Below are 15,527 nucleotides of genomic sequence, written 5' to 3'. Positions count from 1 at the left end.
CTGAGGAACCCCATGCGTCTCATGCGTGTCGGCGCCCCCGGCAGCGAACGGCCCGTCCTGGGCACCGCCGACGGCCGCCACTTCGACCTCTCCGGCCTGACGGCGGACATCGACGGCGCCTTCCTGGGCGGCGACGGTCCGGACCGGGTCCGGGCGGCGGCCGCCGCCGGGGTGCTGCCCGAGACCGACATCACCGGTCTGCGGCTGGGCGCACCGGTGGCCCGGCCGGGCGCGGTGCTGTGCATCGGCCAGAACTACGCCGCGCACGCGGCCGAGTCCGGCAGCGAGCCGCCCACCCGGCCGATCCTCTTCTACAAGGGTCCCAACACGGTGGTCGGGCCGCAGGACGAGGTGCTGATCCCGCGCGGCGCCGAGCGGACCGACTGGGAGGTGGAGCTGGCCGTGGTGATCGGCCGCCGGGCCCGCTACCTCACCCCCGAGGAGGACCCGCTCGCCTATGTCGCCGGCTACGCCGTCAGCAATGACGTCTCCGAGCGGGCGTTCCAGTTGGAGGAGTCCGGCGGCCAGTGGTCCAAGGGCAAGAGCTGCGAGACCTTCAACCCGCTGGGCCCCTGGCTGGTCACCGCCGACGAGATCCCCGACCCGCAGGCGCTGCGGCTGCGCTCCCGGGTCAACGGGGAGCCGCGCCAGGACTCCTCCACCGCAGACATGATCTTCGGCGTGGCGGAGCTGATCCGGCACCTCTCCCAGTACCTCGTGCTGGAGCCCGGCGACATCCTCAACACGGGTACGCCGGAGGGCGTCGCCCTCTCCGGCCGCTTCCCGTACCTGGCCCCGGGCGATGTGATGGAACTGGAGATCGACGGCCTGGGCGCCCACCGCTCCCGCTGCGCGGCGGCCTGACCCCCGGCCGCGACCGGCCGAAGCCGCTGCCCCGGGCCCTGCTGCGGGCCCGGGGCAGTGCGGCCCGGGTCAGTGCGGCGTACGGCAGTGCGGCGTACGGCAGTGCGGCGCGGGTCAGCGCTTGCGCATGACCTCGGGCTCATGACGGCGCAGCAGCCGGACGACGGCGAAGGCGCAGACCAGGCCGATGAGGATCAGCACGGAGCCGGCGGTGGTCCAGGTGGACAGGTCGTGGTCCCAGAGCGGGTCGGTGCCGTCCTTGCCGTCCGGCGGCGGTGAGATGGCGCCCAGGCTGACCGAGGCGCCCAGCGCGGAGACCGCCCAGCGGGCCGGGGTCAGCCAGGCCAGCTGCTCCAGGCCCGGCGAGCCGAAGAGCGGGAAGAGCGCGCCGCAGAAGACCACATTGACGATGGCCACCAGGACCAGCAGCGGCATGGTCTTCTCGGAGGTCTTCACCAGGGCGGAGATCACCAGGCCGATCATCATGCTGGTGAGGCCGAGCAGCACCACGGCGATCGTCATCTCCAGCAGCGGGTTGCCGCTGATCACCAGGCCGTCGGAGGGCAGTTCCCTAGTGCCGATGCCGATCAGGGCGACCACGACGCTCTGAAGGGCGGTGAGCGCTCCCAGGGTGAGGATCTTCGACATCACATACGCGGACCGGGAGAGCCCGGTGGCCCGCTCCCGCTCGTAGATGACCCGCTCCTTGACCAGTTCGCGGACCGCGTTGGCCGCGCCGGTGAAGACGGTGCCGACCGCGACGATCAGCAGCACGATGGCGGCGTCGGTGTTGAACTGCGGCTGGCCGTTCTTCATCGGCGGATTGGCCGGCAGCAGGCCGAACTTGTCCGGGATGGCCAGGCTCACCGCGCCCATCACCACCGGCAGCAGCGCGCAGAGCACCAGGAAGCCCCGGTCGGCGGCGATCACCGAGAGATAGCGGCGGGTCAGGGTGGCCAGCTGGGAGCCCCAGCTCTGCGGCTTCTGCGGCCGTGACTGGTACTCGGAGATCGGCGCGGACTGCGGGGCCACCGCCTCCACGTCGGCCGAGTACATCTGGTAGTGCACCGAGCCCCGGTAGCGGCCGGCCCAGTCGTGGTCCGGGTAGTTCTCGAACGCCTGGAAGACGTCCGCCCAGGTCTCGTACCCGAAGAAGTGCAGCGCCTCGTCCGGCGGCCCGAAGTACGCCACCGCGCCGCCCGGTGCCATCACCAGCAGCTGGTCGCAGAGCGCCAGTTCGGCCACCGAGTGGGTGACCACCAGGACGGTGCGGCCGTCGTCGGCGAGCACCCGCAGCATCTGCATGACCTCGCGGTCCATGCCCGGGTCCAGGCCGGAGGTCGGCTCGTCCAGGAAGATCAGCGACGGCTTGGTGAGCAGTTCGAGCGCCACCGAGACGCGCTTGCGCTGGCCGCCGGAGAGGGCGGTGATCCGGTTCTCGGCGCGCTTGTCCAGCCGCAGTTCATGCAGCACCTCGTCCACCCGGGCCGCGCGCTCGGCCTCCTGGGTGTCACCGGGGAAGCGCAGCCGGGCCGCGTACTTGAGCGCGGTGCGTACCGTCAGCTCCTTGTGCAGGATGTCGTCCTGCGGTACCAGGCCAATGCGCTGGCGCAGTTCGGCGAACTGCTTGTAGAGGTTGCGGCCGTCGTAGAGCACATCGCCCCGGTCGGCCGGGCGGTAGCCGGTGAGGGCCCGCAGCAGTGTCGACTTGCCGGAGCCGGACGGGCCGATCACGGCGACCAGCGACCGCTCGGGGACGCCGAAGGAGACATCGTCGAGCAGGATCTTCTTGGCGCCCTTGTGCTCGACCTCGACGGTGAGGTGGCGGGCGGAGAAGGAGACCGCGCCCGCGTCGACGAACTCCTCCAGCCGGTCCCCGACCAGCCGGAAGATGGAGTGGCCGACGCCGAGCAGGTCCTCGGGGCCCATCACGTGCCGCTGGATGGGCTGGCCGTTGACATAGGTGCCGTTGTGGCTCTCCAGGTCGACGATCTCGTACCGGCCGTCCGCGAGCTGCCGCAGCTCGGCGTGGTGGCGGGAGACGCCGAGGTCGGAGACGACCAGGTCGTTGTCGAGCGAACGGCCGATCCGCACGGTGCGCATGCCCTGCGCCAGGTTGCGGATCATGGTGGGGTTGCGGTCGCCGTAGACCGGGGTGACACCGCCGGGCACCGCGCCCGACTGCCCCCAGCCCGCCGGGCCACCGGACTGCTGGGGGGCACCGCCCTGCTGCGGGACGCCGGCTTGTTGGGGGACACCGGCTTGTGGGGGGACACCGCCGTACGGGGCCACGCCGCCCTGGGCCGGGATGCCGCCCTGCGGCGGGGTGCCGCCGTGTATCGGGGCGCCGCCGCCCTGGAACGCGGCCGCGCCCTGCGGCGCCCCGGGGCCGGTCTGCCGCGGCGGGCCCCAGGGCTGCGCGCCGGGGCCACCCCACGGGTCCTGCGGGGCGTGCAGGCTGGTGTTGGCGTCGTGCCAGTCCGCCGCCCCCACCCCGACCGCGCCCGGCACCGCGACGCAGGCCAGTCGGGGGCCGTTCTCGGCGTTCCCCAGATGCACCACGGTCCCCGGGCCGAGCAGCGCCCTGGCGGTCCGCTGCCCGGCGACGAAGGTGCCGTTGGTGCTGCCGAGGTCCTCCAGCCACCAACCGCTCCCGTCGAAGGAGACGGTGGCGTGCCGCCAGGAGACCCGGGAGTCGTCGAAGGTCAGATCCGACTGCGGGTCACGTCCCAGCGCGTACGTCCTGCCGGATTCCAATGTCCGGTTGTGTCCGAGGTGTTCAAGAACGAGTTGCGGCACTTTCAGCCTGCCCCACTCATGTAGTCCCCCCGAGTTGTCCCGCTGCGCGGAGTCTGGGGATGGCGTATGACGGGTGGAATCATTCCAGCTCGGCCACTGGCCGGAGAACTCGGCACGAACACTGTGACCGTGTGGCAACGTTGACGCGGTCGCACGACGGTGGTGCGCGGAACGGTCGACGGGCGCCGGTGGCGGCGGAGCGGGGGGCGCTGTGGGCAAGGGTGGGTGGCTGCGCTGGGCGGTCCAGGCCGCGACGGCGGTGAGCTGGGCGTTCGTGGCGATGGCCGGGGTGGCCGCGCTGGGGCTGCAGCTGCTGGGCGCCGACGACTACGCCCGGCTGGGGCCGCTGACCGCCGCCGTGGTGGCGCTGGGCGCGGGTGGCTCGGTCACGACCACCGGCTCGGTGCAGGCCTTTGGGTCCGGCGGGGTGGCGCAGGCCGCGACGGCGCTGGACGTGATGCCGCTGGGGGTGGCCTTCACCGGCGCGGCGGTGCTGGGCGTGCTGTTCGTCCGGCCGCTGCGGGGGCGGCCGGCCGTGGCGGGGCGGGAGCTGGCGGTACGGGCCGGGGCGGCGGTGGGCTGCGCGCTGGTGCTGCTGGGGCTGCTGTCCTGGGTCGGCGAGGACACCGTGACGCTGGACATCGCCCGGCTGGCCGGGGTCGGCGGCGGCCAGGGCGACGGTGGCGCGGGAGGCCAGGGCGGCGGGCTGCTGGACGGGCTGGGCGGCGGCCTCGGCGGGCTGCTGGACCCGGGGAAGCTGCCCGGCCTGATCGGCGGGGCGGCCGCACCCAAGGCGGCCGTCTACTACTCGGTGCGGACCGCGCCGACACTGCTCGCCGGGCTGCCGGCGGTGCTGGTGGTCCTGCTGCTGGCGTTCGCCGTCTCCCGGCGGGCCCCGCTGCCGCACGGCTGGGAGCCGCTGGGCCGGGTCGTACGGCCGGTCGCCTCGGCGCTCTGGTCGGTGCTGCTGGGCGCGGTGCTGGTCTGTGCCGCGGCCGGGGTGGTGCTGCCGCTGGCGCACGGCCGGAGCCCGGCGGTCGCGGCCGGCGGGGTGCTGCTGGGTACGCCCAACGCCGTCGGCCTCGCCGTCCCGGTCGGGCTGGGCGTCCCGGTCACCGGGCAGGCGACCGGGGCGCTGCTGGACGCCCTCCCGTCACCGCTGGACCGGCTGCTGCGGGCCGGTACGGTGCAGGACGTCACGGTGCCCCGGCTGATGGAGCTGGACGGCTCGCTCTGGCTGCTGCCGGTGGCCGCGGCGTTGCTGCTGCTGCTCGCCGGGGTGCTCACCGCCGTACGGACGCCGGTGGCCGCGCCCCGGCCGGCGGCGGTACGGGAGGCGCTGGGGGCGGCGGCACGGCTCGGGGTGGCGCTGGCCGTCCTGCTGCCCGCCGGGCTGGCGCTGTGCTCGGTGACCGTGGGGGCGCAGCTGTCGGTGTTCGGCTTCAGCGCGCTCGACGCCGGGGCGTCGCTGCGGGGCGGCCTGCCGCCGGCCGCGCTGTACGGGCTGCTCTGGGGGGCGGTCGCGGGGTTCGCCGGGGCGCTGCTGGTCGGCCGGCTCGCGGCGGCCAAGCGGCCGACCGGTGTTGTTGCCCCCGTGCAGGGTGTACCGGTGCAGGGCGGCCCGGTGCAGGGCGGCCCGGTGCAGGGCGGCCCGGTGCAGGGTGTACCGGTGCAGGGCGGCCCGGCACCGTACGGGGACCTGCCGCAGCACCGGCCGCCGGACGGGGGCGTCCACCCGCACAACCCGTACCGCGCCGGGGGCGCCGGTCACCCACCTGGCGGATTCAACCCCTATGCCGACGGGCCCGCCCGCACTCCCCCGCCGCCACCGCACCCGCCGCACCCGCCGCACCGGGAGCCCGGCGCCTGACCGCGCGCGCCCCGGCCGCCGCACCGGCGCTCGGGGGGCGTCCACAACGCGGACGGGGTGCGTGGAGCCGGGCGTGCGCCGGGTAGCGTGGACGCCACCATGAACGCATCGCTCCCGCCCACCGGTCCCCTCCCCGAAGCGGCGCCGCAGCCCCGGACCCTGCTGGTCAAGGTCTTCGGTACCGACCGGCCCGGTATCACCGCGGGTCTCTTCTCGACCCTCGCCACCTTCGGTGTGGACGTCATAGACATCGAGCAGTTGGTGACCCGGGGGCGGATAACGCTCTGCGCCCTGGTCACCCCGCCGGCCGGCGGCGCGCCGGGCCCGGAGGGCGAGCTGCGCGCCACCGTGCACCGCTGGGCCGACGAACTGCGGCTCCAGGCCGAGATCATCTCCGGTACGGGCGACAACCGGCCGCGCCGTGAGGGCCGCTCGCACGTCACGGTGCTCGGCCAGCCGCTGACCGCCGGGGCCGTCGCCGCGCTCACCGCCAGGATCAGCGAGGCGGGCGGCAACATCGACCGGGTGTTCCGGCTCGCCAAGTACCCGGTGACCGCCGTGGAGCTGGCGGTCTCCGGTGTGGCCACCGATGCGCTGCGCGGCGCACTGGCGGCCGAGGCCGTGGTGCAGCGGGTGGACGTGGCCGTGGTCCGCGCGGGGCTGCACCGGCGGGCCAAGCGGCTGGTGGTGATGGACGTCGACTCCACCCTGATCCAGGACGAGGTCATCGAGCTCTTCGCGGCCCACGCGGGCTGCGAGGCGAAGGTCGCGGAGGTGACCGCCGCGGCGATGCGCGGCGAGCTGGACTTCGCGGAGTCGCTGCGGGCCCGGGTGGCGCTGCTGGCCGGGCTGGACGCCGGGGTGGTGGACAAGGTCCGCGCCGAGGTGCGGCTGACGCCGGGCGCCCGCACGCTGATCCGGACGCTGAAGCGGCTCGGCTACCAGGTGGGCATCGTCTCCGGCGGGTTCACCCAGGTCACCGATGACCTGGTGGAGCGGCTGGGGCTGGACTTCGCCGCCGCCAACACGCTGGAGGTCGCGGACGGGCGGTTCACCGGCCGGGTGGTCGGGGAGATCGTGGACCGCGCGGGCAAGGCCCGGATGCTGGCCCGGTTCGCGGAGCGGGCCCAGGTGCCGCTGGAGCAGACGGTGGCGATCGGGGACGGTGCCAACGACCTGGACATGTTGAACGCGGCCGGGCTCGGGGTGGCCTTCAACGCCAAGCCGGTGGTGCGCGAGGCCGCCGACACAGCGGTGAACGTGCCGTTCCTGGACACCGTGCTGTACCTGCTGGGCATCACCCGCGAAGAGGTCGAGGCGGCGGACGCGTCGGACGCCTGATCCGCTCCCTCCGAGCGCCGTATGGGCCGGAAGGCCGGCCGCCGGGCTCAGTCCTGCGGGGAGTGGAAGGCCACCAGCGTGGCCGCGGCGGGCTCGGCCGACTTCCAGGAGCCGGTGAAGGTGAGCACCGCGACGGCGGCGGTGGGGAAGCCGCCCCGGCGCAGCCGGATCAGGGTGTCGCCCTCCGCCTCGGCGGTGAGCACCTCGGTGAGGCCCTGGACACCGGGGTTGTGGCCGACCAGCAGTACGTCGCCGATCTCGTCGGAGGTCTCCTGGAGGACGGCGATGATCTCGCCGGGGCTGGCCTCGTACAGGCGGTCCTCGTAGACCGTCCGGCGGGCGCGCTTGGGCAGCTCATGGGCGACCAGCTTCCAGGTCTCCCGGGTGCGCAGCGCGGTGGAGCAGAGCACCAGTTCGGGGTTGATGCCCGCGCCGGCCAGCCAGCGGCCGGTCTCGGGCGCGTCCCTCCGGCCGCGGTCGGCCAGCGGCCGCTCGTGGTCGGGCACCGACGGCCAGTCGGCCTTCGCGTGCCGGAGGACGATGATCCTGCGGGGCGTGTCGACGCTCATGACGCCAGCTTTGCAGAAAACGCCGTCGTCGGCGCGGCGCTCGGCCCGCCGTCCCCCTACCGGGGTGGCGGGCCCGCAGCGGTCACCCCATGGACTGGGCGACGGTGGCGATCACGGCGACGACGACCAGGATGCCGCCGATGGCCGCGAAGATCATCAGCAGCTTCTTGTGGCCGTCGGTGGGGTTCGGTTCGAGCACGGGCATGTTCCGAGTGTCGCATCCGGACGGCGGCCCGGGAGCACCGGGGCCGCCGTCCGGCCGTCATGCCTCGTCCTCGATGTGCCGGGGACGTCCGGCCAGCATCCCGGCGCCCATCTGCGGCAGCAGCAGTGCGGCCAGCAGCCCGATCGGCGCGTACCAGGAGCCGGTGTGCTGGTAGAGGGCGCCGACCAGGATCGGCCCCGGGATGGAGATCAGATAGCCCAGGCTCTGCGAGAAGGCCGACAGCCGGGCCACCCCGACGGCGCTGCGGGCCCGCAGGCCGATCATGGTGATGGCCAGCGGGAAGCAGCAGTTGGCGAGCCCGGCCAGCACCGCCCACAGCCAGGGCGCGGCGGCCGGTGCCAGGGCCAGTCCGGCGTAGCCGCCGAGCCCGCAGCAGCCCAGTGCCAGGACGAATACCCGCTGGTCGGCGCTGCGGGCGGCCAGCGACGGCAGCACGAAGGAGACCGGCACGCTGATCACCATGGTGACCGCGAGCAGCACGCCGGAGGCGCCGGCCGAGATGCCCGCGTCCTGGAAGATCTGCGGCAGCCAGCCCATGGTGGCGTACGCGCCAGTCGCCTGGAGGCCGAAGAAGGCGACCAGCGCCCAGGCGGTGCGGCTGCGCAGGATGCGCGGCCCGGCGGCTTCGGCCGCGGCGCCGGACTGCGGTGCGGCGCCGCTGCGGCTCCTGCGGTCGGTGCCGAGCACGGCGAGCCAGAGCAGCAGGGCGACGGCGGCGAGGGCGGCCCAGATGCCGAGGCCGGCCCGCCAGTTGCCGCCGAGGGCGGTGGTGAGCGGGACGGTGACGGCGGCGGCCAGGGCGGTGCCGGCCGAGAGCGCCATCGAGTACAGGCCGAGCATCGGGCCGACCCGGTCCGGGAAGTAGCGCTTGACGATCACCGGCATCAGCACGTTGGAGACGGCGATCCCGGCCAGTGAGAGGGCGCTGAGCAGCAGGAAGACGGCGGTGCCGCCGGCGAAGGCGCGGGCGGCCAGGCCCAGGGTTATGGCGCCCATGGCGGCGGTGACCACGGCGGCCGGGCCGATCCGGCGGGCGAGGGCGGGGGCGGCCAGGCCGAAGACGGCGAAGCAGAGGGAGGGGACGGCGGTGAGCAGTCCGGCGACGGTGGCGCTCATGCCCAGCCCGTCGCGGACCCGCTCCAGCAGCGGGCCGAGGCTGGTGACGGCGGGCCGGAGGTTGACGGCCGCCGCGACCAGGGCGAGGGCGAGCAGCAGTCTCACGCGGCGGGCGGTGCGGTCCTGACGCTGCTCGATGGTCGGCGCGTCGGCTGCGGAGGTGGGGTTGGTGGCGGTCGACATTGAAGCATCATAGAATCATAGGATGAATTTGGTCGAATGGATGTTGGATGATGTGTCCAACAGGCCCCCACACCCCGAGGAGTCCCATGCCGCTCTCGTCGGCCCGGCGCACCCCGCTCTCCGACCAGGTGATCGCGCAGCTGCGCGGCCAGATCGCCTCCGGCGAATGGCCGGTCGGCTCGCGCATCCCGACCGAGTCCGCACTGGTCGAGCAGCTGGGCGTGGCCCGCAACACCATCCGGGAAGCGGTCCGGGCGCTGGCGCACAACGGGCTGCTGGACATCCGGCAGGGCTCGGGCACCTACGTCCTGGCCACCAGCGAGCTGGCCGGGGTGATGCACCGGCGGTTCGCGGACTCCGAGCCGGCCAGGGTGGCCGAGCTGCGGGCGGCGCTGGAGGCGTCGGCCGCCGGGCTGGCGGCGGCCCGGCGCACCGACCGCGACCTCGAACTGCTGGACGTGGCGCTGCGGCGGCGGGAGGACGCCTGGCGGGCCGGTGAGCCGGAGTCCTTCGTGCAGGCCGACGCGGCGTTCCACCAGGTCGTGGTGGCCGCCGCGCACAACGAACTGCTGACCGCCCTCTACGCCGACCTGGGCGAGGTGCTCCGCGCCCATCTGCGGCAGGACATCGGCCCGGTCCTCACCGCCGACCGGTACGTGGCCCACGACGGCATCGTCGACGCCGTCCGCCGGGGCGACCCCGAGTCGGCGTCGGCGGAGGCCGCCGGCGCCATCGGCAGATGCCGCGCCGCACCCTGCTGACCGGCCCGCCCGACCGCCTCAGATGACCAGCCGCCTCAAGTGACCGACCGCCTCAGATGACCAGCCGCCTCAAGTGACCGGCCGCCTCAGATGACCGGCCGCCTCAGATGACCGGCCGCCTCAGGTGACCGTCGCCCGCCGCCGGAACCGCTCGGCGCGGTGCTCCCCCGCAGCGGCCACCGCAGCCAGCTCCCCCACCGCCGCCAGCACGTCGGCATGCGAGACGTACAGCGCGTTCACCCCGAAGCGCAGCAGGTCCGGCGCCCGCATGTCGCCGATGACACCGCGCGCCGCCAGGGCCTGGACCAGCGGGTATGCCTCCGGGTGGCGCAGCGAGACCTGGCTGCCGCGCCGGTCGGCCGCGCGCGGTGTGGCGGCGCTGAAGCCGAGCCCGTCCAGCAGCAGGTCGGCGCAGTCCAGGAAGAAGCCGGTCAGCGAGGTGTTCTTGGCCCTGACCTGGGCCATCTCCACCCCGTCGAAGGCGGTGAGCGCCGCCTCCAGCGCCAGCAGCGACAGCATCGGCGGGGTGCCGATCCTGGCCCGGGAGACCTCCGGGGCGGGGCGGTAGCGGCCCTCCATCGCGAAGGGCTCGGCGTGCCCGTTCCAGCCGGTCAGCGGCTGGTCGAAGGAGTCCTGGTGGCGGTGGGCGAGGTAGAGGAAGGCGGGCGCGCCGGGGCCGCCGGAGAGGTACTTGTAGCCGCAGCCCACGGCCAGGTCGGCGCCGATGCCGTCCAGCCGCACCGGCAGCGCTCCGGCCGCGTGGCACAGGTCCCACAGGATGAGCGCGCCCGCCCGGTGGGCGGCGGCGGTCAGCTCCGCCATGTCGTACAGCTCCCCGGTGCGGTAGTCCACCGGCGCGTATGCGGCGACCGCCACCCGGTCGCCGTCGGCGGCCAGCGCGGCGGCCAGCTCCCGGGCCGGGACCCGGCGGACCTCCAGGCCCAGCAGCCGGCCGACCGAGTCCGCGATGTACTGGTCGGTGGGGAAGTGGTCCGGGTCGGTGAGCAGCAGCGGGCGGCCGGGGCGCAGCCGGGCGGCGGCGGTGAGCGCGTTGAACAGCTGGACGCTGGTGGACTCCCCCACCACCGTCTGCCCGGCGGCGGCGCCGACCAGCCGGCCGACGGCGTCACCGACCCGCTGCGGGGCCTGCCACCAGCCGTTGTCGTTCCAGGAGCGGATCAGGTCGGTGCCCCACTGGCGCGCCACCGCGTCCTGGAGCGCGGGCGGCACGGCGGCGGGCAGCGCGCCGAGGGAGTTGCCGTCCAGGTAGACGACCCCCTCGGGCAGCAGGAACCGCCCGCGGACGGCGGCCAGCGGGTCGGCCGCGTCCAGCGCGGCGGCGCGGGCCGCCAGGGCGGTGCGGGTGGCGGTGGCTGGGGTCACCGGTTCGCCTCCGGGGGTCGGGGAGGGCCGCGGCTCTCGCGTCCGGCGGCGAACCGGCCGGGGTGGGCCGCCCGCCGCGGGGTCCTCTGCACGGGACCCTACGGCGGGTGGTCGGCGCACTCCACTCCCGGCGGGGCGCGTCAGCCGAGCGGCACGATCTCGGGTGCGCCGAGCCGTACCGCGTCGGCGGTGTGGTCGTCGGGCTGCCGCTGGGCCTCCCGTTCGGCCTCGACCCGCTTGAGGTAGTGGTCGATCTCGCGTTCCACCTGCTCCTTGCCCCAGTCCAGCCGGCCGGCCATCAGCTCCGCGACGGTACGGGCGGCGTCCACGCCCCGGTCCCAGGACTCGATGGAGATCCGGGTGCGGCGGGCCAGCACGTCGTCCAGGTGCCGGGCGCCCTCGTGGGTGACGGCGTAGACGGCCTCGGCCCGCAGGTAGTCGTCGGAGCTGGGCAGCGGCTCACCGAGCGAGGGGTCGTCCGCGATCAGCTCCAGCACCTCCCCGACCAGCGAGCCGTAGCGGCGCAGCAGGTGCTCGACCCGGGCGACGTGCAGGCCGGAGTGGCGGGCGAGGGTGTGCCGGGCGTTCCAGATCGCCTGGAAGCCGTCGGCGCCCAGCAGCGGGACGGTCTCGGTGGTGCAGCCGGGCACCTTCTCGTCCAGGGCGCGGACGGCCTCGTCGACCGCGTCCTTGGCCATCACCCGGTAGGTGGTGTACTTGCCGCCGGCGACCACCACCAGGCCGGGCACCGGGTGGGCCACCAGGTGTTCGCGGGAGAGCTTGCTGGTCTCGGCGGCCTCGCCGGCCAGCAGCGGGCGCAGTCCGGCGTAGACGCCCTCGACGTCCTCCGGGGTGAGCGGGGTGACCAGCACCTTGTTGACGTGGTCGAGCAGGTACTCGATGTCCCGGGAGCTGACGGCGGGGTGGGCCTTGTCCAGGTCCCAGTCGGTGTCGGTGGTGCCGACGATCCAGTGCCGGCCCCAGGGGATGACGAAGAGCACGCTCTTCTCGGTGCGCAGGATCAGGCCGGTGCGGGAGTTGATCCGGTCCCGGGGCACCAGCAGGTGGACGCCCTTGGAGGCGCGGACGTGGAACTGGCCCCGGGTGCCGGCCATGCTCTGGGTGTCGTCGGTCCAGACGCCGGTGGCGTTGATCACCTGCTTGGCGCGGACCTCCGTGGTGCTGCCGCTCTCCAGGTCGGTGACGACCGCGCCGACCACCCGCTCGCCCTGCCGCAGGAACCGGGTGACCCGGGTGCGGTTGGCCACCAGCGCCCCGTACGCGGCGGCGGTGCGGGCGAGCGTCATGGTGTGCCGGGCGTCGTCCACCTGGGCGTCCCAGTACTGCACCGCGCCGACCAGGGCGTCCTGCCGCAGCGCGGGGGCCTCCCGCAGGGCGCCGCGCCGGGTGAGGTGGCGGTGGTGGGGCAGGCCGCGCGAGTTGCCGGAGCCGATGGCCATGGTGTCGTACAGCAGCACGCCGGAGCCGACGTACGGGCGCTCCCAGACGCGGTGTTGCAGCGGGTAGAGGAACGGCACCGGCCGGACCAGGTGCGGGGCGAGGCGCTGGAGCAGCAGGCCGCGCTCTTTGAGGGCCTCGGCGACCAGGCGGAAGTCCAGCATCTCCAGGTAGCGCAGGCCGCCGTGGATGAGCTTGCTGGAGCGGCTGGAGGTGCCGGACGCCCAGTCTCTGGCCTCGACCAGGCCGACGCTCAGCCCCCGGGTGGCGGCGTCCAGGGCGGCTCCGGCGCCGACCACGCCGCCGCCGACCACCAGGATGTCGAGTTCGTGCTCCCCGAGGCGGGTGAGTGCCTCGGCTCGGTTCCGGGGGGAGAGTGCTACCGGCTTCACCATGGGTCAGCTCCTCGTCGTGTCGTGGTGCGCGGACGCCGTGCTGCTCGCTGCCGTTCACTCCACCTCGACCCAGTCGAGGGTGCGCTGTACGGCCTTCTGCCAGCCCGCGTACCCCGCCGCGCGGCGTTCCTCGCTCCACTGCGGCTGCCAGCGCTTGGACTCGTGCCAGTGGTCGCGCAGTTCATCGGTGTCCCGCCAGAAGCCGGTGGCCAGCCCGGCGGCGTAGGCGGCGCCCAGCGCGGTGGTCTCGGCCACCACGGGCCGGCTGACCGGGACGCCGAGCACATCGGCCTGGGTCTGCATGCAGAGGTCGTTGGCGGTGACGCCGCCGTCGACCTTGAGGACGTCCAGGTGGACGCCGGAGTCCTGCTCCATGGCCTCGACCACGTCGCGGCTCTGGTAGCAGATGGCCTCCAGGGTGGCCCTGGCCAGGTGGCCGTTGGTGTGGTAGCGGGCGAGGCCGACGATGGCGCCGCGGGCGTCGGAGCGCCAGTACGGGGCGAACAGCCCGGAGAAGGCGGGTACGAAGTACAGGCCGCCGCTGTCCTGCACGGTGCGGGCCAGCCGCTCGCTGCCGGCCGCGTCGGTGATGGTGTGCAGCTGGTCGCGGAGCCACTGCACGGCCGAGCCGGTGACCGCGATGGAGCCCTCCAGCGCGTACACGGCGGGCGCGTCGCCGAAGCGGTAGGCGACGGTGGTGATCAGCCCGTGCTCGGAGCGGACCGGTTCGGTACCGGTGTTGAGCAGCAGGAAGTTGCCGGTGCCATAGGTGTTCTTGGCCTCGCCGGGGGCGAAGCAGACCTGGCCGACGGTGGCGGCCTGCTGGTCGCCGAGCACTCCGGTGATCGGGACGGCGGTGCGCAGCGGGCGGCTGCTGCGGGCCTGGCCGTACGCCTCCGGGTCGGACGAGGGGTTGATCGTCGGCAGCATGGCGCGCGGGATGCCGAAGATCTCCAGCAGTTCGTCGTCCCAGTCCAGGGTCTCCAGGTCCATCAGCATGGTGCGGCTGGCGTTGGTGACGTCGGTGGCGTGGATGCCGCCGCTGGGGCCGCCGGTGAGGTTCCACAGCACCCAGGAGTCGGTGGTGCCGAAGAGGGCGCGGCCCTGCTCGGCGGCGCGGCGGACGCCGTCGACGTTCTCCAGGATCCACTGGATCTTGCCGGCCGAGAAGTAGGTGGCGGGCGGCAGTCCGGCCCGGCGGCGGATCAGGTCGCCGCGCCCGTCGCGCTCCAGGGCGGAGGCGATCCGGTCGGTGCGGGTGTCCTGCCAGACGATGGCGTTGCAGTACGGCTGGCCGGTGTGCGGGTCCCAGACCACGGTGGTCTCGCGCTGGTTGGTGATGCCGACGGCCGCCAGGTCGGTGGCGGCGATGCCGGCCGAGCGGACCGCGTTCTGGATGGCGACGTTGGTGCGCTCCCAGATCTCCACCGGGTCGTGCTCGACCCAGCCGGGGCGCGGCAGGATCTGGGTGTGCTCCAGCTGGTGCTTGGCGACCTCGTTGCCGTCGTGGTCGAAGATCATGAAGCGGCTGCTGGTGGTCCCCTGGTCCACCGCGCCGACGAAGTCCGCCATGGCTGCTGCCTCTCATGGGTGGAACGGCCGGGGTGGGGCGCGGTCCGGTCCGGTGCGGGTTTGGTCCGGGCACGCCTCAGGCTTCCTGGGACGGGGGGATGCGGCCGGGCGGCTCGGGCTCGGCCCCCGGAATCCAGCGGCCCACCGCGAACTGGTAGAAGGCCGCGCCGACCAGGCCGCCGATCAGCGGTCCGATGATCGGCACCCAGAAGTAGAGGTTCCCCCACTGGTCGCGCCAGGCGGTCCGGTAGCCGGTGATGAAGCTGGCCAGCCGGGGGCCGAAGTCACGGGCCGGGTTGATGGCGTAGCCGGCGTTGGTGCCGAAGGCCATGCCGATCGCCACCACGATCAGGCCGATGATGAAGGCGCCCAGGTTGGCGCCGGGCGGGGTGTTCAGCAGATCGGTCACCGCGAAGATCAGCAGCACCAGGATGGCGGTGCCGATCACCTGGTCCCGGAAGGCCCCCCACTCGTGCACGCCCGCCGCCGTGGAGCCGTTGCCGGGCAGTGTGGAGAAGACGAACTGGGTCTTGAAGGTGTGCCCGGGGTCGAATCTGGCCAGCACCTCGGTGTAGTTCCACCGCACCAGCAGGGCGGCCACGAAGGCGCCGAGGGTCTGCGCCACCGCGTACGGCACGACCTTGCGCCAGGGGAAGCCCCGGAAGGTGGCCAGCGACACGGTGACCGCCGGGTTGAGGTGGGCGCCGCTGAGCCGCGCGGCGACGTACACGCCGAAGGTGACGCCCAGGCCCCACGCCCAGGAGATGCTGTCGTGATTGCCCAGCCCGCCCTTGGGGTCGGTGAGGCCGCCGCCCGCGATCACCTGGGCCACCACGCCGGCTCCGAGCAGGATCAGCACCATCGTCCCGGCGAACTCGGCCCCCAGCTCGCCGGCCAGCCCCGATCTGCGCAATCGCTCAGCCATCACTGCCCGCTTCCTACCGGCCGCCAGGACCGGCCGTGGGTGGCACCGTGCCTGACCATCCTGCG

The 15,527-nt window shown here is 74.1% G+C and carries 12 protein-coding genes; 4 read left to right on the top strand and 8 right to left on the bottom strand.

The features are described 5' to 3' along the window. The first annotated feature begins 12 nt into the window (after nt 1–12). The gene (locus ACIQGZ_RS21415; protein ID WP_402603950.1) at nt 13–864 is read left to right on the top strand and encodes a fumarylacetoacetate hydrolase family protein; all 852 of its coding nucleotides are present in this window, start codon (nt 13–15) and stop codon (nt 862–864) included. 114 nt (nt 865–978) lie between these two features. On the opposite strand, the gene ACIQGZ_RS21410 is transcribed toward ACIQGZ_RS21415, so the two are convergent. Continuing rightward, complete coding sequence (locus ACIQGZ_RS21410) at nt 979–3,663, bottom strand: FHA domain-containing protein (RefSeq protein WP_402603948.1); 2,685 nt, start codon at nt 3,661–3,663, stop codon at nt 979–981. A gap of 211 nt (nt 3,664–3,874) precedes the next feature. Here ACIQGZ_RS21410 and ACIQGZ_RS21405 point away from each other — a divergent pair, with 211 nt between their 5' ends. Continuing rightward, entirely contained in the window at nt 3,875–5,533 is a 1,659-nt protein-coding gene (locus ACIQGZ_RS21405; protein WP_402603946.1) for a streptophobe family protein, read from the top strand. 99 nt (nt 5,534–5,632) lie between these two features. Continuing rightward, on the top strand, nt 5,633–6,874 hold the full coding sequence (gene serB / locus ACIQGZ_RS21400; RefSeq protein WP_402603944.1) for a phosphoserine phosphatase SerB: 1,242 nt from the start codon (nt 5,633–5,635) through the stop codon (nt 6,872–6,874). Nucleotides 6,875–6,921: 47 nt separating this feature from the next. Here the strand turns inward: serB and ACIQGZ_RS21395 are convergent, their stop codons facing one another. The 3 genes from ACIQGZ_RS21395 to ACIQGZ_RS21385 form a co-directional block, all read right to left on the bottom strand. Then, a complete protein-coding gene (locus ACIQGZ_RS21395) occupies nt 6,922–7,443 on the bottom strand; it encodes a SixA phosphatase family protein (RefSeq protein ID WP_402603942.1) in 522 nt (173 codons plus the stop codon). Nucleotides 7,444–7,525: 82 nt separating this feature from the next. After that, entirely contained in the window at nt 7,526–7,648 is a 123-nt protein-coding gene (locus ACIQGZ_RS21390) for an SGM_5486 family transporter-associated protein (protein ID WP_402603940.1), read from the bottom strand. Nucleotides 7,649–7,705: 57 nt separating this feature from the next. Then, entirely contained in the window at nt 7,706–8,968 is a 1,263-nt protein-coding gene (locus ACIQGZ_RS21385) for a CynX/NimT family MFS transporter (protein ID WP_402603938.1), read from the bottom strand. An 86-nt stretch (nt 8,969–9,054) separates the two neighbouring features. On the opposite strand from ACIQGZ_RS21385, the gene ACIQGZ_RS21380 reads away from it, so the two are divergent. Continuing rightward, entirely contained in the window at nt 9,055–9,729 is a 675-nt protein-coding gene (locus tag ACIQGZ_RS21380; RefSeq protein ID WP_402603936.1) for a FadR/GntR family transcriptional regulator, read from the top strand. A gap of 120 nt (nt 9,730–9,849) precedes the next feature. Here the strand turns inward: ACIQGZ_RS21380 and kynU are convergent, their stop codons facing one another. The 4 genes from kynU to ACIQGZ_RS21360 all read right to left on the bottom strand — a co-directional run bounded on the left by kynU (nt 9,850) and on the right by ACIQGZ_RS21360 (nt 15,462). Beyond that, complete coding sequence (kynU, locus tag ACIQGZ_RS21375; protein ID WP_402603933.1) at nt 9,850–11,112, bottom strand: kynureninase; 1,263 nt, start codon at nt 11,110–11,112, stop codon at nt 9,850–9,852. Between the two features lie 140 nt (nt 11,113–11,252). Beyond that, nucleotides 11,253–12,965, bottom strand: coding sequence for a glycerol-3-phosphate dehydrogenase/oxidase (locus ACIQGZ_RS21370; RefSeq protein WP_402603930.1), 1,713 nt, complete (start codon nt 12,963–12,965; stop codon nt 11,253–11,255). Nucleotides 12,966–13,019: 54 nt separating this feature from the next. Then, a complete protein-coding gene (glpK, locus tag ACIQGZ_RS21365) occupies nt 13,020–14,537 on the bottom strand; it encodes a glycerol kinase GlpK (protein WP_402603927.1) in 1,518 nt (505 codons plus the stop codon). Between the two features lie 76 nt (nt 14,538–14,613). Next, nucleotides 14,614–15,462 carry an MIP/aquaporin family protein gene (locus ACIQGZ_RS21360; RefSeq protein ID WP_402603924.1) on the bottom strand — a complete coding sequence of 283 codons (849 nt, stop codon included), beginning with the start codon at nt 15,460–15,462 and terminating at the stop codon, nt 14,614–14,616. Nucleotides 15,463–15,527 lie beyond the last annotated feature (65 nt).

This window comes from Streptomyces sp. NPDC092296 (assembly GCF_044755465.1).
Classification (GTDB): Bacteria; Actinomycetota; Actinomycetes; order Streptomycetales; family Streptomycetaceae; genus Peterkaempfera.
The sequence above is the reverse complement of the archived record's forward strand: the minus strand, read 5'-3'. Positions and strand labels throughout refer to the sequence as shown.

Excerpts from the sequence above, each read along its gene's own strand:
- ACIQGZ_RS21415 (WP_402603950.1), top strand. The coding sequence starts at position 13 with ATGCGTCTCATGCGTGTCGGCGCCCCCGGCAGCGAACGGCCCGTCCTG.
- serB (WP_402603944.1), top strand. The coding sequence starts at position 5,633 with ATGAACGCATCGCTCCCGCCCACCGGTCCCCTCCCCGAAGCGGCGCCG.
- ACIQGZ_RS21395 (WP_402603942.1), bottom strand. The coding sequence starts at position 7,443 with ATGAGCGTCGACACGCCCCGCAGGATCATCGTCCTCCGGCACGCGAAG.
- ACIQGZ_RS21390 (WP_402603940.1), bottom strand. The coding sequence starts at position 7,648 with ATGCCCGTGCTCGAACCGAACCCCACCGACGGCCACAAGAAGCTGCTG.
- ACIQGZ_RS21385 (WP_402603938.1), bottom strand. The coding sequence starts at position 8,968 with ATGTCGACCGCCACCAACCCCACCTCCGCAGCCGACGCGCCGACCATC.
- ACIQGZ_RS21380 (WP_402603936.1), top strand. The coding sequence starts at position 9,055 with ATGCCGCTCTCGTCGGCCCGGCGCACCCCGCTCTCCGACCAGGTGATC.
- ACIQGZ_RS21370 (WP_402603930.1), bottom strand. The coding sequence starts at position 12,965 with ATGGTGAAGCCGGTAGCACTCTCCCCCCGGAACCGAGCCGAGGCACTC.
- glpK (WP_402603927.1), bottom strand. The coding sequence starts at position 14,537 with ATGGCGGACTTCGTCGGCGCGGTGGACCAGGGGACCACCAGCAGCCGC.
- ACIQGZ_RS21360 (WP_402603924.1), bottom strand. The coding sequence starts at position 15,462 with ATGGCTGAGCGATTGCGCAGATCGGGGCTGGCCGGCGAGCTGGGGGCC.